General features: G+C 59.0%; 17 protein-coding genes. 9 read left to right on the top strand and 8 right to left on the bottom strand.

Annotated elements, in window-relative coordinates; translation table 11 throughout:
* Positions 1–433: 433 nt before the first annotated feature.
* From HMPREF2681_RS08775 to HMPREF2681_RS08755, 5 genes are all read right to left on the bottom strand, one after another.
* Positions 434–1,666, bottom strand: a complete 1,233-nt coding sequence (locus HMPREF2681_RS08775; RefSeq protein ID WP_070546840.1) for an amidohydrolase — start codon at positions 1,664–1,666, stop codon at positions 434–436.
* Between the two features lie 82 nt (positions 1,667–1,748).
* On the bottom strand, positions 1,749–2,246 hold the full coding sequence (locus HMPREF2681_RS08770; RefSeq protein WP_069358859.1) for a hypothetical protein: 498 nt from the start codon (positions 2,244–2,246) through the stop codon (positions 1,749–1,751).
* Positions 2,247–2,353: 107 nt separating this feature from the next.
* Positions 2,354–2,965, bottom strand: a complete 612-nt coding sequence (locus HMPREF2681_RS08765) for a suppressor of fused domain protein (protein WP_069358858.1) — start codon at positions 2,963–2,965, stop codon at positions 2,354–2,356.
* 29 nt (positions 2,966–2,994) lie between these two features.
* Entirely contained in the window at positions 2,995–3,639 is a 645-nt protein-coding gene (locus tag HMPREF2681_RS08760) for a ribonuclease FAU-1 family protein (protein ID WP_069358857.1), read from the bottom strand.
* Positions 3,640–3,735: 96 nt separating this feature from the next.
* Positions 3,736–4,428: an Rv1157c family protein gene (locus HMPREF2681_RS08755; RefSeq protein WP_016422388.1), complete on the bottom strand. Its 693-nt coding sequence runs from the start codon at positions 4,426–4,428 to the stop codon at positions 3,736–3,738.
* A gap of 635 nt (positions 4,429–5,063) precedes the next feature.
* Between HMPREF2681_RS08755 and typA the strand changes: the two genes are divergently transcribed.
* The 7 genes from typA (at position 5,064) to HMPREF2681_RS08720 (ending at position 13,450) form a co-directional block, all read left to right on the top strand.
* Entirely contained in the window at positions 5,064–6,977 is a 1,914-nt protein-coding gene (gene typA / locus HMPREF2681_RS08750; RefSeq protein ID WP_070429521.1) for a translational GTPase TypA, read from the top strand.
* 82 nt (positions 6,978–7,059) lie between these two features.
* Complete coding sequence (locus tag HMPREF2681_RS08745; protein ID WP_069358856.1) at positions 7,060–9,204, top strand: ABC transporter family substrate-binding protein; 2,145 nt, start codon at positions 7,060–7,062, stop codon at positions 9,202–9,204.
* An 8-nt stretch (positions 9,205–9,212) separates the two neighbouring features.
* The gene (gene mshB / locus HMPREF2681_RS08740; protein WP_069358855.1) at positions 9,213–10,166 is read left to right on the top strand and encodes an N-acetyl-1-D-myo-inositol-2-amino-2-deoxy-alpha-D-glucopyranoside deacetylase; all 954 of its coding nucleotides are present in this window, start codon (positions 9,213–9,215) and stop codon (positions 10,164–10,166) included.
* Positions 10,159–10,680, top strand: a complete 522-nt coding sequence (locus HMPREF2681_RS08735; RefSeq protein WP_069358854.1) for a hypothetical protein — start codon at positions 10,159–10,161, stop codon at positions 10,678–10,680. The genes mshB and HMPREF2681_RS08735 overlap by 8 nt, the downstream gene beginning before the upstream one ends.
* A gap of 232 nt (positions 10,681–10,912) precedes the next feature.
* Complete coding sequence (fdxA, locus tag HMPREF2681_RS08730) at positions 10,913–11,236, top strand: ferredoxin (RefSeq protein ID WP_069358853.1); 324 nt, start codon at positions 10,913–10,915, stop codon at positions 11,234–11,236.
* 54 nt (positions 11,237–11,290) lie between these two features.
* Entirely contained in the window at positions 11,291–12,418 is a 1,128-nt protein-coding gene (gene dapC / locus HMPREF2681_RS08725; RefSeq protein ID WP_069358852.1) for a succinyldiaminopimelate transaminase, read from the top strand.
* 90 nt (positions 12,419–12,508) lie between these two features.
* Positions 12,509–13,450 (top strand): pseudouridine synthase, encoded by a 942-nt coding sequence (locus HMPREF2681_RS08720; protein WP_069358851.1) that lies wholly within the window; start codon positions 12,509–12,511, stop codon positions 13,448–13,450.
* Here HMPREF2681_RS08720 and dapD read toward each other — a convergent pair.
* The 3 genes from dapD to HMPREF2681_RS08705 all read right to left on the bottom strand — a co-directional run bounded on the left by dapD (position 13,447) and on the right by HMPREF2681_RS08705 (position 17,054).
* Positions 13,447–14,418 carry a 2,3,4,5-tetrahydropyridine-2,6-dicarboxylate N-succinyltransferase gene (gene dapD, locus HMPREF2681_RS08715; RefSeq protein ID WP_049190052.1) on the bottom strand — a complete coding sequence of 324 codons (972 nt, stop codon included), beginning with the start codon at positions 14,416–14,418 and terminating at the stop codon, positions 13,447–13,449. The genes HMPREF2681_RS08720 and dapD overlap by 4 nt on opposite strands.
* 116 nt (positions 14,419–14,534) lie before the next feature.
* Positions 14,535–15,938: an amino acid permease gene (locus HMPREF2681_RS08710; RefSeq protein ID WP_172954637.1), complete on the bottom strand. Its 1,404-nt coding sequence runs from the start codon at positions 15,936–15,938 to the stop codon at positions 14,535–14,537.
* Between the two features lie 123 nt (positions 15,939–16,061).
* The gene (locus HMPREF2681_RS08705; RefSeq protein ID WP_038628339.1) at positions 16,062–17,054 is read right to left on the bottom strand and encodes a 2,3,4,5-tetrahydropyridine-2,6-dicarboxylate N-succinyltransferase; all 993 of its coding nucleotides are present in this window, start codon (positions 17,052–17,054) and stop codon (positions 16,062–16,064) included.
* An 83-nt stretch (positions 17,055–17,137) separates the two neighbouring features.
* Between HMPREF2681_RS08705 and HMPREF2681_RS08700 the strand changes: the two genes are divergently transcribed.
* Both HMPREF2681_RS08700 and dapE read left to right on the top strand, forming a co-directional pair.
* Complete coding sequence (locus HMPREF2681_RS08700; protein WP_246822719.1) at positions 17,138–18,028, top strand: hypothetical protein; 891 nt, start codon at positions 17,138–17,140, stop codon at positions 18,026–18,028.
* 5 nt (positions 18,029–18,033) lie between these two features.
* Complete coding sequence (gene dapE, locus HMPREF2681_RS08695; protein ID WP_070546834.1) at positions 18,034–19,170, top strand: succinyl-diaminopimelate desuccinylase; 1,137 nt, start codon at positions 18,034–18,036, stop codon at positions 19,168–19,170.
* Positions 19,171–19,228 lie beyond the last annotated feature (58 nt).

Genomic DNA, 19,228 nt, shown 5'->3' with positions numbered 1-19,228 from the left:
CAGACGCACAGAAGCGCTAATCACCAGCGCAAACTCTAAGCCCTCGCTGAAATGGCGGGGGCTTTTTCATGCTGCCACATCACTCAGAATTTGTCTCTTAACCCCAACGCGCGCTAGTGACTGCGTTTATGGTCGGCGGCGGTGGGGCGATGCGAGTTACTGACTGCGTTTATGACAGAAATGGCCCGAAAAACGGCTTCAAAGTGTCATAAACTCACACAGTTTCACATTTGCAGCCCGTAAATTTTGCGTTAAGTAGCAAGAAGCGTGTCCAATCGGCGTGCACCGGGGTCTACTTTTCTCTTAACCCCCGGTTTTTCGGCCGTCCCGCACGAGCACCGCACGAGTCCCGCACGAGCCCCGCACGAGTCCGGCACTACACCATCCACCAGCTCGCCAGCAGCCGCACGCATCAGCCTCGCTGATCACACCCTCATTTCGCCAACCAAGCACAGGCCGCTACAACGATTGCCTCTGCTCCCCGGTCAAGAGTGGGTTGGAGGTCAGGGGCGAAAGCTGGGTTGTGGTTGCCAACAGCGCTGCTCTCATCCGCGAAACCGCCGAGCCCCCAGTACGTATATGGCACGCCAAGCGCATCGGGGATGATTGAGAAATCTTCAGAGGCGGGCACTGCGTCCAAGTCGGAGACTTCTTCACCGAAGTACGCGTCGAATGCCTCACGCACAGTATTCGTGGCATCCCCGTCATTATTCGTGAGGGGATAGCGGTCGTAGTAAGTGAACTGCGGGTCTTGAGGGCTGCGGGCAGCAACGCACTCTGCTCGTACAATGCGCTCGATTGCCTCTTTGAGGTGTTCGGTCACGGCGCTGTTGTAGGCACGAGTGTTGATGAGCAGCTCTGCGGAGTCAGGAATGATGTTGGACTTAGTTCCCGCTTGAATCGCACCAACGGTCACCACTGCGGTCTCGGTGGCCGCTACCTCACGCGAGACAATGGTCTGAAGGCGCATCACAATGGTGGATGCCAAGACAACGGGATCGACACTGAGCTCCGGCATGGATCCATGGGAGCCATTACCGTGCACAGTGACTTTGACCGAGAATGCAGAGGAGAGAACTGGCCCGCGGCGAGTTCCCACATAACCGCCGGGCAAGCTAGCTAGTACGTGTTGACCGAGATAAACGTCGGGACGCGGAATAGCCCTCTCCAGATCTGCCGCCAGCATTGCGCGTGCACCTTCGGCGGTTTCTTCAGCGGGTTGGAAAATACCGATGAATGTGCCAGACCACTGATCAAGGTTTTCGTTGAAAGCCTGCAGCGCTGTGAGCAAAGACATCAGGTGGAAGTCGTGCCCACAAGCGTGGGCGACGGGGACCTCTGTGCCGGTCTTTTCATCAATCTGCGTTGCCGTGGAGGCGTAGTCTTTGCCGGAAGTCTCCTTCACCGGTAGCGCATCAATGTCTGCGCGCATAGCCACAATCGGCCCGGCACCGTTCTCAATAATGGCAACGACGCCGGTGCCTCCGACGCGATGTGTGGAAATACCCGAAGATTCGAGCTCCTGAATAATCCGGTCCGCAGTGCTGTGCTCCTGCATGGAAAGCTCAGGGTGCTGGTGGAAATACTTGTACAGTTCCTCGCGCTGGGACTGGGTGGACGCGAGACCATTCAGAATCTTTCTGGCGCTCTCAGTATTAGTGCGCATACCTAAAATGTACGCCGACCTAAAGCGGACGGTGGAGGCCCTGGAAGGCATCCCCGTCCCGCCCCAAACCTCTAAGAGCTGCCTACGTCGTCACAAAGAACTTCTGGTTACGCTCGCCGCGGTAGGACTGGGCGGTTGCAGTTGCGGCGATGATAGAGGCAACGATCAGCAGGCCAGCTGTAATCAAACCGAGCACCGACGAGTCTCCGGAGCGTACCTGGGAAATCGTTCCGACCAGCGTCATTGATGCATTAATGACAAAAACTGCCGCCGCCACGGACAGCACCGTGCGCGCTGCAGTCGATCCTTCAAGGAGTTTGCCGGCAAGCCACCAGCACGCAATCGCCGTTGCCGTCTGCGCGATAATCGCGAACGCGAAGCTCACGGCCAAGCTGGTCTGCGCAGCAGAAACCTCGATGTTGTTGGCCTTTGCCGCTTCCGTAACAGTCGCGTCCCATTTCAATAGGGAACTGACCACGGTGAGGATTAGCGCTGGGACGTAAACATATACCGCGAGCCGCCACCACCTAAAGGACTGCGCCGCATGGAAAGGAACGTCTTTAGCCGAATTGACTGCCATAATTCCATACTCTAAACCACGCTGTCGCGGCGCGAAACGTCACTGCTAGGTTGAACTTATCGCTTGCCGACGAGCAGATAACCGGCAACCACCACAAAAGCTAACTTTTATACAGCGCTGGTGCGGTGCGGGTCGGTGAAGTCGACACCTTGGGTTTCCCACACGCGACGCAGTTCGTCAACGCCCTTAGCGCGAGCAAGGGCAAATTCGTTGGTCGTGGCGGGGACCGGCTGGAAGATTGTGACTTCGGTTTCCTCTATCGCGACCGGCGGGATTTCTGCCTTGAGCAGCACAAAACCGGTGAAGCGCGACTGATCCCACAGTGGCTGGCCGAAGTCGATTAGTGCCCCCTCGGTGAGGATGAGGCCTTCGATGCTTGGGGAAGCGGCAAGAATACCCAGCGGGCGGATGACTTCGTCCAGTCCACCACGAATAGGCAAGATGAGCTCGGCGCGCGGGCCAGAGTTGGTGTCCACCACCATTGCGGACGGATCCTGCATCGCCTCGGCACTGCAGCCGAGTGTTGCATAGGTGACAATCCGGTCTGTGTCAGGTCCGAAGCGCAGCATCTTCAGTGGCGCAGAGCCAAGGAAGGTCAGCTGGGCTTCGCCGGGTTTGGACTCTTCAAAGTAGGAGGTAAATGCTGCTCGGACGGCTTTGATGATCGCATTGCTATCAGGGCCGGCGGGAGGAATGGGGCCGGTTAAGTTATCGAACACGGGCGGTACTCCTTGTTGAGGTGGTCATTTTAGGTTGCGGGCGAAAGCTCAACAGCATCAGCCCACGTCGCATCGAGGTTCAAAGTCTGCATCCACGTATCAATGTTGTCACCGTGTGCAGCGATTGCGGCGCGTGCAGTCAGCGTGGTCTCGATAGCGAATTCGGTGAGTTCATCGCTAATCAGCCCTTGAGTGTGGGCCGCGACGAGCTCGTCGACATCTTCAACGCGAATCTGTGTGGTCGCATCGACAGGTAGGGGAGCTATGGCCTCAGGATCGGTCGGTGCCTGCAGGATGTCGAGATACAAATCGGTCATACGCCAGCACTGCGGATCAGTCCGGTCGATGCTGACAATATCGACGTAGCGTTGGTGTTCCACCTTCACGCCCGGGCGGAAGTGATAAATGCTGATGCGCAACCCCTCGTCGGCAAGCAGGAATGACTCAAGATATCCAAACTTTGGATGATCCATCCCACGGCGCATATAAAGGCGGCTGGGAGTGAGAGTTCGGAACTCGTCGACATTGCGCCGAAAGCCCTTGGGGTCGGTGTTGACCATTTCACGTAGGTCAAAGGTCTCGACTTTCGGAGGATGTGTGTCCTGACTCGAGCGAATTGGGGAGAGTGCAGGAGCTGCCGCGGTCGAAGCCGAAGTGGCCGGTGAAGTGGACATGCGAATACCTTAACGTGTAGGGGTTGCCTTTTTGGGCATAGAAAAGCCCTTTCTGCATACGTGATGCAAAAAGGGCTAGGGGAGAACTAGAAAAACTTAGTTCAGGCCGACCGGGAAGACACCGGCGGTCGGAGTGTAGCTGCAGTTGGTCGGACCAGGCTCTTCCTGAGTGGTGATACCGCCCTGCATGACAGCGATGACCACGCCCTTGCCCGTGTCAGCGGTGCCGTTGACAGCGCCCGGGCCCTCCTCGGCGTTGATGCCGTTGTTCTCCAGGGTGGTCTTGCCGTACTTGCCGTTAGCAACGTTGACCCAGTAGACATTCATCTCTGTGTCCTGCTGCTTAGCCAGCTGCTTGGTGCCCAGGCCAGTGAAAATGAAGCCAAGCTGGTTTTCTGGAACACCTGGCAGAGGCAGGTCTGCCGGGCCCGGAACGGTAGTGGCCAGGCCGAAGGAACGACCTTCGCCGCCGATGCACTTGTCGGCAACAGTAGGCAGCAGGAACTGGTTGGTCTTCGGGGCACCTTCCGGAACCTTGAAGCCCGGCTCGCCCTCGCCCTCACCAGTCAGGAAGTCAATTCCCTTGTTCAGTGCGCTGGAAATTTCCTCAGGAACGCCTGGGGAGTTAATGATGTCGCGCGCGTTGCCGTAGAGATTCGGCGAAGCGATGTTCAGGGAGTCCAGCGACGGGGAAGCAGAAGCGGCGGGAGTCATGCCCGCAGTGAGAATTGCAGCTGCACCCAAGGTCGCTGCGGCACGGCGCAGGAAGGAGCGTCCAGTCGAAACCACGGTGAAGAACCTCTCATTCGTGGGCTATTGGAGTCGGAATCAAAATTTCGGAATCGTTGCTCATCTTAGAACGACTCCAACGTGAAATGGAAAGATTTGAAAAAGAAATGTTCAGAATCTTCTCAGGAGATTAACGCACGGATTCCCGTGTGTCGCAAGTTAATTAGAGTGATTTTTGATGTAGAACGAGATGATTGTGAAAATTGAGGCGAAATGTGTATGTATGGGGTTAATGGTGTTTCGCAGTGTGTAAGCGGGTGAAGTCAAGTCTCATCCCGTGGGGTTACAACTATGGCATTTGGTCACATCTATCACATGGTGGGCTGAGAGATTGCCGTCGTGAAGCGTTGTGGCGCTGGCGGATATGCCGTTATGGCTGTCGGTAAAGCGGGGGTGCAGTAAGGGGGTAATTTATCCCTAAGGGTGGCGCGGCAGTGCCACTTTGCATGACGGATAGGTGCTCGGGGTTGCGAGAATCTCTGCCAGATGTGCAGGGGCATTAAGAAGGAGTACACTGTAGAACGCTTTATTACGCGTTGATGCGGGGCGTTAAAGGCAGTCGTAAAGACAGTCCTTTAGAGCAAGGCCGTATCTTTTTCTTTTAGTCCTCTTAGCTTGTTAGGAGCTATCCGCCTGTGAGCGATACCGAGTTCCGTAATGTCGCCATTGTCGCACACGTCGACCATGGCAAGACCACTCTCGTGAACGCCATGCTGGAGCAGTCCGGCGTTTTCAGCGACCACGAAGAAGTTGCAGACCGAGTGATGGACTCTGGTGACCTTGAAAAGGAAAAGGGCATCACCATCTTGGCGAAGAACACCGCTATTCGCCGAAAAGGTGAGGGCAAGAACGGCGAAGACCTCATCATCAACGTCATTGACACCCCTGGTCACGCCGACTTTGGTGGCGAGGTGGAGCGCGCACTGTCCATGGTTGACGGCGTCGTGCTGTTGATCGACTCCTCTGAAGGTCCGCTGCCGCAGACCCGCTTCGTCCTGGGCAAGGCGCTTGCTGCCTGCATGCCGGTGATTATTGTGGTCAATAAGACTGACCGCCCAGATGCGCGTATCGACGAGGTTGTCGAGGAAGCACAGGATCTGCTGCTAGAGCTAGCCTCCACCCTGGAAGACCCGGAAGCTGCAGAGGTCGCTGAGCGCAACCTTGAGCTGCCGGTTCTCTATGCCTCTGGTCGTGCCGGTAAGGCTTCGACCGAGAACCCGGGTAACGGCAACCTGCCGGAGTCCGAGAACCTGCAGCCGCTGTTCGACGTCATCACCGAGGTGCTCCCGGAGCCGTCCGCTGAGATCGATGCCCCGCTGCAGGCGCAGGTGACCAACCTGGACTCCAGCTCCTTCCTTGGTCGAATTGGTCTGATTCGTATCCACAAGGGCCGTATCCGCAAGGGACAGCAGATTTCGTGGATTCACTACGATTCCGAGGGCAATGAGCATGTCAAGAACGCGAAGGTTGCAGAGCTGCTGCGTACCGTCGGCGTGACCCGCGTTCCTGCTGAAGAGGCCATTGCAGGTGACATCGCCGCTATCTCCGGTATCGACGAGGTCATGATCGGTGACTCTCTCTGTGATGTCGAGCACCCGGACCCGCTGCCGCGCATCCTGGTCGATGAGCCGGCTATTTCCATGACCATCGGTGTGAACACCTCGCCACTGGCAGGCCAGGGTGGTGGCGATAAGCTGACTGCTCGTATGGTCAAGGCCCGCCTGGACCAGGAGCTGATTGGTAACGTCTCACTGCGCGTGCTGCCGACCGAGCGCCCGGATGCCTGGGAGGTGCAGGGCCGTGGTGAAATGGCGCTGTCCGTTCTGGTTGAAACTATGCGTCGTGAGGGCTTTGAGCTGACCGTCGGTAAGCCGCAGGTTGTTACCAAGACCGTCGACGGCAAGGTTCAGGAGCCGTACGAGCACCTGACCATCGATGTTCCAGAAGAGCACCTGGGTGCTGTCACTCAGCTGATGGCGGCTCGTAAGGGGCGCATGGAGCAGATGGGTAACCAGGGCACCGGTTGGGTGCGCATGGAGTTCCTCATTCCGTCCCGCGGTCTGATTGGCTTCCGCACTACTTTCATGACGGAGACCAAGGGCACCGGTATCGCCAATCACTACTCGGCCGGTTACGGCGAGTGGGCAGGCGAGATTAAGGATCGTCCGACAGGATCGTTGGTCGCTGACCGTACTGGCCAGATCACCGCTTACGCGCTGATTCAGCTTTCTGACCGCGGTACCTTCTTCGTCGAGCCGGGTGACCAGGCTTACGAGGGCATGGTCGTTGGCCAGAATCCGCGTGATGAGGACATGGACATCAACATCACCAAGGAAAAGAAGCTGACCAATATGCGCGCAGCCTCGGCTGATGCGACCGTGACTCTGGAGAAGGCGCACAAGCTTTCCCTCGATGAGGCTATGGAGTTCTGTGGCGCTGACGAATGTGTTGAGGTCACCCCGGAGGGCATTCGCGTACGCAAGCAGATCCTCAGCGCCACCGATCGCGCTCGCGCTCGTTCCCGCGCGAAGGCCATGAATAAGAAGTAATTCGGGTTGCTAGGGGACTGGGCCACCTGAAAACCAGTCTCGGGGTAACTGACTCGGCCAGGTGTCGAGTAATCTCGTGGATATGTTTATTCGCAGCCGTCGTCACGCAGCTTCTCGTCGATTTTTCGTAGCATCGACACTCTGCGTGACGGCGGCTTTGGCGTCTTCGTGCATGGCTCGCCCGTCGGACGCTCCGACTGTGCCCGGGCAGCAGGAAGTGCCGGTGCAGCAGGAAGACACCGCTGACCAGGCTAAAAAGATGCGTGAAGTCACGGTCGGTGTCGACGAGTTTGTCGAAGGCTTCAATCCGCATTTGCTTGCCGACGTCTCCCCGGTGACCAGCCTGGTAGCGCGACTGACACTGCCTAGTGTTTTCACCCCTGCGCCGGTAGAGGGCGAGGCTGGTGACGCTAGTGCCTCCGCGCAAGCTCCCGGAGTGGTGGATAACGCTGCCAACGCTCGCTCGGCAGGAGCTCCCCAGTGGCTGCTCAACTCCGACTTGCTGGATTCCGTGCAGGTCATCGAGAGTGATGACAGCAAAGACGGTGACGCCAGAAACGGAGCTGGAAACGGAAAAGCGGCCGATGTTGACATCACGGATCCGACGGTAGCGGCAGAGCATGTCCGCTACCGCATTCGAAAAGGGGCGCAGTGGAGCGATGGCACGCCAATCAGTGGCGAGGACTTCCGCTACCTATTTTCCCAAGTCACGTCCACGCCAGGATCGCTGGATACGGCGACTTATGAGCTGATTAAATCCATTGATGTCTCCGATGGTGGCCGTCAGATTGACGTGACGTTCACTCAGCCGATTACGCATTGGCAGCGCCTGTTTGCACATCTCTTGCCAGCGCATTTGATGCGGTCGAACACTGATGGTTTTTCCGAAGGGCTGGCCAGCCGTTTCCCGGCCTCCGGTGGGCAGTACACCGTCGAGTCGATGGATGTCGGCCGCAACATCATTCGACTGGTTCGAAATGACCGCTACTGGGGTGAGCAGCCAGCAGCCTCGGAGGTTATTACGCTGCGTGCCATGCGTAGTGCCATCGATGGTGCGGAGCAACTGCGTTCGAAGCAGATCCATGCCGTGCAGGTCCGTCCGACGGAGACCTCTGAGCTGACGTACGGTCTGGTCCCCGGTGTTGCTGAGTTCTTCCATGAGCCGAACCGGGAACTGGTTTTCAGTACCAATCTCGCGTCGAGCAGGCTTGCCGACGAATCCGTCCGCCGGGCCATTCTGAGCACCATCAACGTTGCAGAGGTCTCAGAGGTGGCCACCGGGCGCCGAATTGCGGGTGGTTCTGGTGACGGTGGTGACCAGGAGCGATTCGAGACACCACAGGCTGGTTTTACTGAGGACAATCCGCTACGAATTGGCATCATCAGCGACGGTATAGCGGCACGCGCTGCGGCTTTTGCGGTCGCTGACCAGTTGACTGCAGCTGGTATCCCCGCCACCGTTGTTTCGTATTCTCCGGCGGACATGCTGCGGTCTTCGTTGCCCTACGGAACTGTCGATGCCGTGGTGGCATGGGCAGAGCAGCCCAATTCTGTCCAGGCGGCCCGGGAACGCTATGTGTGTACGGAAGGCTCGGTCAGTTCGCTGCCGCCGAAGGACCTGGACGAAGCGGGCGCAGAGTCGGCTGCTGAGTCTGAGTCCGAGTCTGATTCTGAGCTCGTCGATAGTTCGACAAGGCCTGCGCCAAGTGGAGATCGGGAAAAGAGTGCTGAAGAGCAGGGCTCGTTGGACGGGACAACACCATCTGAACAGTCCAAATCTTCTACCTCAGCGGAGCCGGCTGACCTAAATGGAGTACCAGTTGCTCCGAAATCGGCTGCTCGGAGCGAGAATCTCTCCGGTCTTTGTGACCCACAGATTGATGAGCTGCTCGCTCCCGACAGTTCTGCGTTGCCCGCTGAACTCGCCGATATCATTGCTGGCCACAGTATCGAGCTGACCTTGGTGAAAGACGGCTTGCTGACGGTGGTCAGCCCGGAAATTACAATTACCGGGAGGAGGGACTCTTCGCAGTGGACCGATGACCCAGTGTTGGGCCGCCTCGGTGTTCTGGGCGAGGTTCGCCGTGTCTCGACACAGAGTGGGGCTCGAGAATCGTCTGAGAATTCTCAGACGAGAGATAATCCGCGCGAAGATACAGAGCAGGACGGTTCGGGTCAGAACCAAGATGGCCGCGATAACATCGACCAGGAGAACAAGGGGAAGTAAGAAAGTCCGTGAAGTTACTTTTTGTTCACGCACATCCAGATGACGAGTCCATTTGGACAGGTGGTTTGATTGCGGCTGCCGCGCGTTCCGGAGCGTCGGTAAGCGTAGTGACCTGCACGATGGGCGAGCTGGGAGAGGTCATCGGTGCGCCGTACCAGGGGCTAGTTGCTGATGAAGCCGACCAGTTGGGCGGTTTCCGCGTCGCCGAGTTGCGCTCGGCGCTGCGTGCGTTAGGCGCCAACGGTCCTGATAACGCGCCGCGGTTCCTCGGCGGCGCTGGACGTTGGCGTGACTCCGGGATGGCCGGTGACAAGGGCAATGAGCATCCGCGTGCCTTCGTGAACTCAGGTGATGAGGCGGTCGCCCAGCTTCGCACCATCCTCGATGAGCTGCAGCCAGACCTGGTCATTACCTACGACGCCGATGGTGGCTATGGGCATCCGGACCACATTCGTGCGCACGATATCACTGTCGCGGCGTGCGGAAATCGCTTTCCGACGCTGTGGGCGGTCACCGATCGTGAGGCAATGGCGGCGGGGCTGGATGCCATTACCGTGGTACCGGAGAGCTGGCAGTCGTGCGATGTCGACGACTTCGCCACCGTGACTGGCCATTTCGAGGTTCAGCTGGATGACGCCGCTGTGGCTGCCAAGGTTGAGGCCATGCGCGCGCATGCGACGCAGGTGTGGTTCGCCGATGGTTCCGTCAGCGAGGTTAATCCGGATGCTGTCTATGGGCAGACCGATGGCTCTGGTCGTGCGCGAGCCGTCTGGGCGTTTTCCAATTTGCTGTGTCAGCCGGTGACACCGACTGAGGCATACCGTTTTGGTACGGCGACCGCTGCGTCCCTGGAAGAGCTGGGGGAGCTGGTGAATATCCAATTACCGCCAGAGCCGGTAGCGAGCGTCGACTCTGTACCGAGCGTGGATCTGGAAGCGGAGGGGAGTGCGGACGATGAGTAACCCTCAGCCTCACGAAAGCGAAGACTTGATTAACGCTGCTGGCGGAAAGTTGAAGAACGAGCGCTTGAGTATTGAAAAGCGCACATTCGGGGATGAGCGCTATTGGGGTGACCCGGAACGTTCGCAGCCACGCGAGAACTTCCATCAGGGGGAGGTCACAGTAGCGCTAGTCTGGCTGTCGCTGGCTGCGTTGGCAGCGTTGGTGATTGAAGTAGTTTTCCTCGGAGTGTGGATTACCATCGGCTCGGTTGCTATTCCGTTGCCGTGGACCATTCCGCTGGCCTATATTGCCAATCTGATTATCACCAACACAGCGTTGCTGTGGACACGCGATCGCTCCAAAGCTGCAATTCCGACTGTCATCTGGGTGCTGGGCTTTGCAGGCATTCTGCTGTGGGCAGTGCTGCCCTTCGGTGGGGACTTGGCAATGGGGCAGTGGTTGCGAACAGTGCTGCTGCTTGTTTGCGGTGTGCTGGGCGGTGCCTGGCCACTGCGCCATCTGCGGGCACTCTAGCGAAAACCGCAGCGGATACTGCAGGAGACGGTGAGGAATTGATACAGGGCAGGCCCGCATCAATGTGGCTCTTTCTGGAGCCAGTTGAAAACAACACCCACGTTGGGTGTAGACTCCAATCTGAATATACCGCTCTGTCTATTTTGCTCTGTTTCTCGTCGGAACGGCATAATCGACAGATAGCGAAAGCCTCATCCCATATCTTGTGAGAAAGGTTCTTAAACCTAAAACCATGACTTACATCATTGCCCAGCCATGTGTTGACGTCCTCGACCGTGCCTGTGTTGAAGAGTGCCCGGTTGACTGCATTTACGAGGGCAAGCGCATGCTCTACATTCATCCTGATGAGTGCGTGGACTGTGGCGCTTGTGAACCGGTCTGCCCAGTCGAGGCCATCTTCTACGAGGACGATGTTCCGGATGAGTGGGTTGAATTCATCGATGCGAATGTCGACTGGTTCGATGAGTTGGGTTCCCCGGGTGGTGCCGCCAAGCTCGGCCCCCAGGACTTCGATGTGCCATTCGTGGCAGCTCTGCCGCCGCAGGCAGAAGAATAAAACCACAGATGATTAAACCTATTTCTTTTCCCGGGAAGGACTTCATCACCGCCCATGTCAGCTGCCCGTAAGCGCGTAACTCCCGGTTCTCTTTTGCCTCAGTTTCCGTGGGATTCTCTCACGCAGGCGAAAGCCACTGCGGCTGCGCATGAAGAGGGTATGGTCAATCTCTCGGTCGGCACACCGGTCGATGAAGTCGCTCCGATAATTCGGAAGGGCCTTACCGAAGGTGCTGCCGCACCGGGTTACCCTCAGACCGTCGGCACGCCTGAGCTACGTGCTGCGATTGTTGCAGCGATGGCGCGGCGCTACGGCGTGACGGGACTGGAGTCAGCGGTCAATGGCGGCAATGTGCTTCCGGTCATCGGCACCAAGGAAGCGATTGGCTGGCTTCCCTTCCTCCTCGGCGTAGGCGCGGGGCACACCGTCGTCATCCCCGAGCTGGCATATCCCACCTACGAGGTCGGCGTTCGCATCGCAGGCGCTGAGCTGCTGCGTGCGGACTCGCTGACGCAAATCGGCCCCGCCTCGCCGACGCTGATGTTCATCAATTCCCCGGGCAACCCCAACGGCAAGGTCCTCGGTGTTGAACACCTGCGCAAGGTGGTTGAGTGGGCGCGTGCTCGGGACGTCGTTGTCGCCTCTGACGAGTGCTACCTGGGGCTCGGTTGGACTGAACAGCCAGTCAGTATTCTCGACCCGCGAGTGTGCGACGGTGATTTCACCAACCTGCTGGCTATTCACTCGCTGTCCAAGACGTCGAACATGGCGTCGTACCGCACCGGCTGGTTCGCTGGCGACGCGGACCTCATCGCCGAGCTGGTTTCCGTGCGCCGTCACATGGGGCTGATGATGCCGGGACCCATCCAGCACGCCACGATCGCCGCGCTTAACGACGACTCCCACGAGGCCGAACAAAAGCAGCGATACTGTGACCGCCGTGAGATTCTGCATGATGCACTGGTAGCCGCAGGTTTTCGTATCGATGACTCCGAGGGCGGGCTCTATCTGTGGGCTACGCGCGGGGAAGACTGCTGGCAGACCGTTGATTGGCTGGCCGAACGCGGCATTTTGGTCGCGCCGGGTAGCTTCTACGGCCCCAAGGGTGCGCAGCACGTGCGGGTGGGGCTCACAGCAACGCTCAACGACATCGAAGTGGCGGCGGCGCGTATTCGCGGCTAGCCCCGGCCAGATGTGCTGGCCCGCGTAGGCCGAATGCTGCAAACGGTGCCGACATCGGCATAGACCAAATCATGAAAAAGGGAGTGTGCCGTGGGACGTGCCGCAGGCAATCGAGATGCGTGGTGGGGCCTTGAGAAGAACCGTCAGGCAGCGCAAGTCGATGCCGCCGCTCACGAGCGCGAGGAGTACATCCCCTTTGAGCCGGCAATCGTGGCCGACACCGATGAGTTTCTGGTCGTAGACAAGCCACCTTTTCTGCCGGCGACTCCCAATGGCCGCATCGTGGCCAATACCGTGCAGGAGCGACTGCGACGTAGTCTCGGGGAACCGGAGATAGTGGCCGTTCACCGCCTGGATCTTCTGACCAGTGGGCTGCTGTTGCTTTCCCGGAATCCGGCTACCCGTGCGCGCTACCAGCAGCTTTTCCAAAACCAGGAAATCACCAAAGAATACGAATGCCTCACCGTGATGCCCGATGATTGGCATGTGGGGGAAACCAGGGATGTCACGCTTCTGCTCGATCCCAACCCGGCGGGGCGCGGAGTAAAAGTCGTGGAGACCGACGATTTCGCTCGCGCTGCCGCGAAGAATCCCAAGTTCAAGCTCGCACGCACAACCGTGACCTTCCTCGGCCGAGTAGCCGCGGACATCGGCGATGTGCTGGCGAACAGCCATGGCGGTGGTGCGACCAGCACCAGCATTCCGCTGCACGCAGTCGGCTGTGGTTGTGGGCATTGCGGCAGCCGCATGCAGGTGGGGCACTGGCGGCTACAGCCCCATACGGGCCGCACGCATCAGCTGCGGGCGACGATGGACTGGCTAGGCTATCCCATCCTCGGTGAGGATACCTATGGCCGGGAAGCGGGGGCGCAGGGGCCGTCGGCAAGCGCGAGTGGAGTGCCAAAGTACACGCCGCAGTTGCGATTGACGGCGACCGCGCTGGCCTTTGTCGACCCCGTCACTGGTGAGCGACGTGCCTACCGGAGCGCGCGGACTATCGCGGCCCCGGCAGACGTGCCGACGACCCCTTAGTTAGCGTGCAGCTCCGCGCTGAGCTTCACCTTTTCGGCAGCCCACGGCACAACCTCGACTGCACCAGAGAGCGAGTTGCGGCGGAAGAGCATATTCGATCCGCCCGAGAGCTCGCGGGCCTTGAGCGTCTTCTTCACACCGTCTAGGGCAACGTGGCACTTGGTGCCGGCAGTGATGTAGAGCCCGGCTTCGAGTACGCAGTCATCGCCGAGCGAGATGCCGAGTCCAGCGTTCGCACCGAGTAGGCATCGCTTGCCGACGGACACAACTTCCTTACCTCCACCGGATAGTGTGCCCATGATGGACGCACCACCGCCGATATCGGAGCCGTCGTCGACGACGACCCCCTGAGAGATACGGCCTTCCACCATGGAGTGTCCAAGCGTGCCTGCGTTGAAGTTGACGAAGCCCTCGTGCATGACTGTGGTGCCCTCTGCGAGGTGGGCGCCTAGGCGTACGCGGTCAGCGTCACCGATGCGGACTCCGGTGGGAGTGACGTAGTCGACCATGCGGGGGAATTTATCGATGGAGTAGACGGTGACAGGCCCGCGGCGCGACAGCTTGGCTCGGGTTACCTCGAAGCCTTCGACAGCACAGGGGCCAAAATTCGTCCACACCACATTGTTGAGCTTGCCGAAGATGCCGTCCAGGTTGATGCTGTTGGGGGTGGCCAGGCGGTGGGACAGCAAATGGAGGCGCAGGTAGGCATCGATGGTGTCAACTGGTGCGTCATCGAGTGAAGCGATGGTAGCTGTGACCAGATGGCGGGTGGTGCCGCGGTCCGCATCGGCTACGGCCAGATCTGTGAGGTAGGTGAAATCTTCAGGCAGTGCGTCGGCGTCGATGGTTCCGGTCGTGGTGGAGGTTGCCACGCCCTCTTCGATGAGCTTGGGGGCGGGGAACCAGACGTCGAGAACAGTATCGTTGTTAAAAGTGGCAATGCCGGTAGCTTGTGCTCCAAATTTCATGGAAAACAGGCTACCGGCATATCCCTATCTATGAAAAGTGTTCCGCAAATGTGTAGCAAGGAAGTGTTCGGATAGGGGTAGCAGGGTGGTTAGACCCTGCAGCCAGTTGCTAACGGCTAGTTGCTATCGCTGGACTCGAGAGCCTCGCGGGCCGCGGTGCGGCTCTTCTTAGTCAGTGCAGCGAGCACCGCGAGGAACGCAGTGACACACACAACGGCGATAACCTGCTGGCGAGCACCAGAATCGGTGAGCATGCCAACAGCGAGGCCCAGAATCAGGATGACCGCTACCCAGGACAGTGCCGGGTAGGCCCACATGCGAACGGAAAGCTCGTTGTTGGCCTCCATCTGCGGGCGCAGCTTAATCTCAGACAGGGCGATGACCAGCCAGATCACCAGCAAGCAGCCGCCGACAGCGTTCAGTAGGAAGACCAGGACACTCGAGCCGTCGAAGACAACCTGCAGGCCCACGGAGACGAAGGCGAAGACCATCGACATGATGACCGCACGGTTCGGAACTGCGCCCTCATTGGTGTGGGCGAAGAAGCGCGGTGCCTCACCGCGGGTGGACATCGAGTAGACCAGGCGAGAGGTTGCGTAAATCTGAGCGTTGAACGCGGACAGCAGCGCCAGAACGATAATGGCCTCCATGAAGCCAACGGCACCCGGAATGTTCGCCTGCTTCAGAACCTGGGTGAACGGCGACTCAGCTGCGGAGTCAGCGCCGTCAATCTGGGAGTACGGCAACAGCAGGATGATGACGGTCACGCAGCCCAGGTAGAACACAGAGATGCGGAAGATTACCGAGCGGACAGCAGCAGCGATGGAGCGCTGCGGATCTTCAGCCTCAGCAGCGGCAATTGTGACAATCTCGATACCGCCGAAGGCGAAGGCCACGGCCAACAGACCAGCGGCAATGCCGGACACGCCATTCGGGAGGAATCCGGACTCGGCAATATGCGTCGTACCGACGAAGCTGGTGCCTGGCAGCAGACCGAAGAAAAGAAGAACGCCAATGACCAGGAACGCGATAATCACCGCGACCTTGATGAACGCGAACCAGAACTCAAACTCGCCGAAACCGCGCACATTCGCCAAATTCACTACAGCGAAGAAGACAACACAGATCAGGCCTGGAATCCAGCCCGGAATACCGAACCACGCACCCATGATGGCACCGGCACCGGTAATTTCAGCGCCGAGCACCATGATGAGCATGAACCAGTAGAGCCAGCCGAGGACAAAGCCAGCCGAAGAACCAAAGGCCATCTCAGCATAGGTGGAGAAGCTACCCGGTGTCGGGCGGGCAGCGGCCATCTCGCCGAGCATCTGCATGACGAGGACGACAATGAAGCCAGCGATGACATAGGAAATGAGAACACCCGGGCCAGCTGCCTTAATGCCGACGCCCGTACCAAGGAAAAGACCGGCACCGATTGCGGAGCCAAGACCCATCATGGTCAGGTGTCGAACCTGCAGCCCCTTGCCCAGCTGAGATGTCTCGCCGGAGGTGGAGGTAATTTGCGATTCGGTCATGTCGCAAACATTACCTCGCTGATAACAGGGGCAATAACCGTATTACGGGTTTACCCCCATTCACCGTTTCGGGGCCCATTAATGTGCCTTCAAGACACCTAAAGTAGGTTATCCGGCCAGCTCATCCGGCACGTCGGCAAGCTGAGTGAAAGTAGCGGCACCTTCGTCATTGCCCGGGCGTTCCGTGCGGCGGACGCACACTGCCGAGTGGTCCGGGTGATGGTAGAAGTGCATATTGTTGCGGCCGGAGATTTCCCATGCCTGAATACGGCGGTTCTCCGCGGGGACATCGATGGGCGTATCGGGGGCAATGAGGATGCTTCGGTCAATAATGCAGTCATTACCGAGGCTGACGCCGACGGTGCCGGCCGCGATATCGATGTGGCAGCGCTCGCCAACCGTGAGCGGCTTACGCTGACCGGAATCGTCGTGAGCGGCAATGATGGAGGCCGACAGCCCCACCTTCGTGTGCGCACCAATGACAACACCGGAGGATAGACGTCCCTCAATCTTGCATGGGCCCAGAGTGCCCGAGTTCAGCGAGACAAATCCCTCGCGCAGTACTGACGTACCCGGTGCCAGATAAGCGCCCAACCGCACGCGCTCGGCCTCTGCAATGCGGACACCTGCGGGCAGCACATAGTCGACCATGCGCGGCATGCGGTCGATGGCGTAGACGTGAATCAGGCCGCGGACGCGCAAGTGGGTACGCAGTTGCTCGAAGTTGTCCGGCAGGCATGGCCCCTTGTTGGTCCACGCCACGACATGGAGCAGCTCGTAGAGCCCCTTGGTGTTGAGCTGGTGCGGCTTGACCAAGCGGTGGGAGAGCAGATGCAGGCGCAGGTAGGCATCGTGCGGGTCGACAGCCGGCTTGGACAAATCCTCAATAGACGTGCGCACTGCCACCTGCTCCACGCGGCGATCCTCGTCCAAAATCACCTGACGAAGCAGCTGCGGGGTCAAATCAGCGGCGCCGAGCCGGTGAGTGCTCGACTCTACGACCTCATCGCTTAACTGAGGTGCGGGAAACCAAGTATCGAGAACTGTACCGTCCATTGCGATGTTGGCGATTCCCGTAGCGACAGCACCAGATGTAATCATGATTCTTAATATTAGTATCCCTTAGAGGAATCTTCGCGGAAGGATGAACTATGCCCCTAGCTGGCCTTGAAAGCACACAGAAAATGAAGCAGTGGTTCTTAGTTAGCCTCATCATTGCTGTCAGTGTGCTCGGACTCGGCTTCGTCCTGGCCCTGCCGGTGGTCTTCTATGTCGGATTCGCACTGTTGAGTGCTTGGATTCTTGCCGTAGCCAGCTTCTTTGGTTTCGTTTTGCCGCCGCGAGCAATGCCAATTGGCGCAGTCGGTGTGGCTATCGCCGCAGTGGTTGCGCTCATTGCGCCGAACCGTCTTGTGCTGGTTATCGCAGTTGCCATCGCGGTGGGGCTCGGCGGTGGCATGATTGCCCGCCTTTTGCTGGAGCGCAAGAACCGCGATCAGCAGGCACGCATCGATGCCCTGCCGATGTGGGAGCGCGATGAGCTGGGCGATGTCGCCGAAACGCTTCGTCCTGCTTATCGACGAGACATCGATCCCACCCCAGTGCAGCTGCCACATGCAACGGCCAAGATTGTCGCGGCCGTCTGTAAGCCGCTGGCCGGTTCTACGGTGATTGTCAGCACGAATGAGCTGCGTCCGGTAATTGCGGTCTATGGCTCCCGTGTAGCTGTGGTCTATGGTCCCGGCGCGGGCGTTGTCGAGGAGGATGGCGGAAACGGAGAGGCGACCGATTCTGCAGGGGAGGAGCGGGCGCTGGGGTCGTCGGCAAGCGAAACTCCGGAGGCAATCATTGCCCAAACTCTCCCGGAAGGAGCGAAAACCCTGGTCTTTGAGGTGGCTGATGGGCTCAAGCGCCCGGCGGAGGGGAGAATTGGTGTGACCTCCGCCGAACCGCATGAGCTGGCGCTGTTCCTCGGCGGTGGCGCGCCTGCCAATGGAGATGCGATCAATGGTCGTGCGGCGCATATTCATCACAAAATTCTGGTTTCGCTGGCGCACAATGGTTTGTACGCTTAATTGATGTGAAATCGAAGTTAAATCTGCTCCAAGATCCTGTAGACCTCACGGCGGCACTGGTGGACATCGAATCGGTGTCCCACAATGAGACCGCGATTGCGGATGCCGTCGAGGCGGCATTGCGTGAGGTCGCGCAGGCAGATGAGTCGATTGAGGTCCTGCGCATTGACAACAACGTGATTGCGCGGACCCATCGGGGGTTGCCGCAGCGCGTGATTTTGGCAGGACACCTGGATACGGTGCCGACTGCGGACAATGTGCCCTCGACGCGTGGGGTAGACGCGCAGGGGCGAGACACACTCTTTGGGTGCGGAACTGTGGATATGAAAAGCGGTGACGCAGTCTACCTGCATGCTTTTGCGACGCTGGCGGCAAGCCAGGAGTTGCAGCGCGACCTGACACTCATCATGTACGAATGCGAAGAAATCGCCGCGGAGTTCAACGGGTTGCGGCACTTGAGTGAGTCGCATCCGGAGCTTTTGGCTGGCGATGTCGCTCTGCTGGGCGAGCCCAGCGGCAATGTCATCGAAGCCGGCTGCCAGGGCTCTATTCGCCTGCGTCTGACCGCGCACGGCACACGTGCACACTCGGCTCGGGCATGGCTCGGCGACAATGCCGTGCACAAGTTAGCACCGGTGCTGTCACGCATTGCCGCCTATGAACCGCAGACTGTGGATATCGACGGTTTGGCCTACCGCGAAGGGCTCAACGTCGTCTGGCTGGAGGCCGGGGTTGCCACCAACACGCTTCCCGACGAGGCGGTGCTGCGAGTCAACTTCCGATTCGCGCCCAACCGCAGCGCCGATGAGGCCATGGCACACTTCCGCGAGGTGCTGGGACTCGACGAGTTTGCGGCCGAGGACCTCACCGTCGATGTCGAGGATGCGAGCCCTGGGGCACTGCCGGGACTGCATGCGGCTGCTGCGAAGGAGTTGGTTGCGGTCGCAGGCGACGTCGTAAAGCCCAAGTTTGGGTGGACCGATGTGGCGCGTTTTTCGGAGCTCGGCATTCCTGCGGTGAACTTTGGCCCTGGTGACCCAGCGTACTGCCACAAGAAGGACGAGCAGATTCCGGTCGAGTGCATTACGGCACTGTGGGAGGACCTGCGGCGGTACTTGACCACCGCGCCGGTGGCTGAGTGAGCCTAGAGTCACACCCTGCCCTCGCTGAGCGGGTGCGCGTATGTCATTGCTGGCATAC

The organism is Corynebacterium sp. HMSC064H12, assembly GCF_001809925.1.
Taxonomy (GTDB): Bacteria; Actinomycetota; Actinomycetes; order Mycobacteriales; family Mycobacteriaceae; genus Corynebacterium; species Corynebacterium jeikeium_D.
This window is presented reverse-complemented; position numbering and strand designations above follow the sequence as displayed.

Coding starts and splice junctions, on each gene's coding strand:
- HMPREF2681_RS08775 (WP_070546840.1), bottom strand. CDS start 1,666: ATGCGCACTAATACTGAGAGCGCCAGAAAGATTCTGAATGGTCTCGCG.
- HMPREF2681_RS08760 (WP_069358857.1), bottom strand. CDS start 3,639: ATGTCCACTTCACCGGCCACTTCGGCTTCGACCGCGGCAGCTCCTGCA.
- dapD (WP_049190052.1), bottom strand. CDS start 14,418: ATGAAATTTGGAGCACAAGCTACCGGCATTGCCACTTTTAACAACGAT.
- fdxA (WP_069358853.1), top strand. CDS start 10,913: ATGACTTACATCATTGCCCAGCCATGTGTTGACGTCCTCGACCGTGCC.
- HMPREF2681_RS08700 (WP_246822719.1), top strand. CDS start 17,138: ATGAAGCAGTGGTTCTTAGTTAGCCTCATCATTGCTGTCAGTGTGCTC.
- HMPREF2681_RS08705 (WP_038628339.1), bottom strand. CDS start 17,054: ATGATTACATCTGGTGCTGTCGCTACGGGAATCGCCAACATCGCAATG.
- HMPREF2681_RS08745 (WP_069358856.1), top strand. CDS start 7,060: ATGTTTATTCGCAGCCGTCGTCACGCAGCTTCTCGTCGATTTTTCGTA.
- HMPREF2681_RS08770 (WP_069358859.1), bottom strand. CDS start 2,246: ATGGCAGTCAATTCGGCTAAAGACGTTCCTTTCCATGCGGCGCAGTCC.
- HMPREF2681_RS08735 (WP_069358854.1), top strand. CDS start 10,159: ATGAGTAACCCTCAGCCTCACGAAAGCGAAGACTTGATTAACGCTGCT.
- dapC (WP_069358852.1), top strand. CDS start 11,291: ATGTCAGCTGCCCGTAAGCGCGTAACTCCCGGTTCTCTTTTGCCTCAG.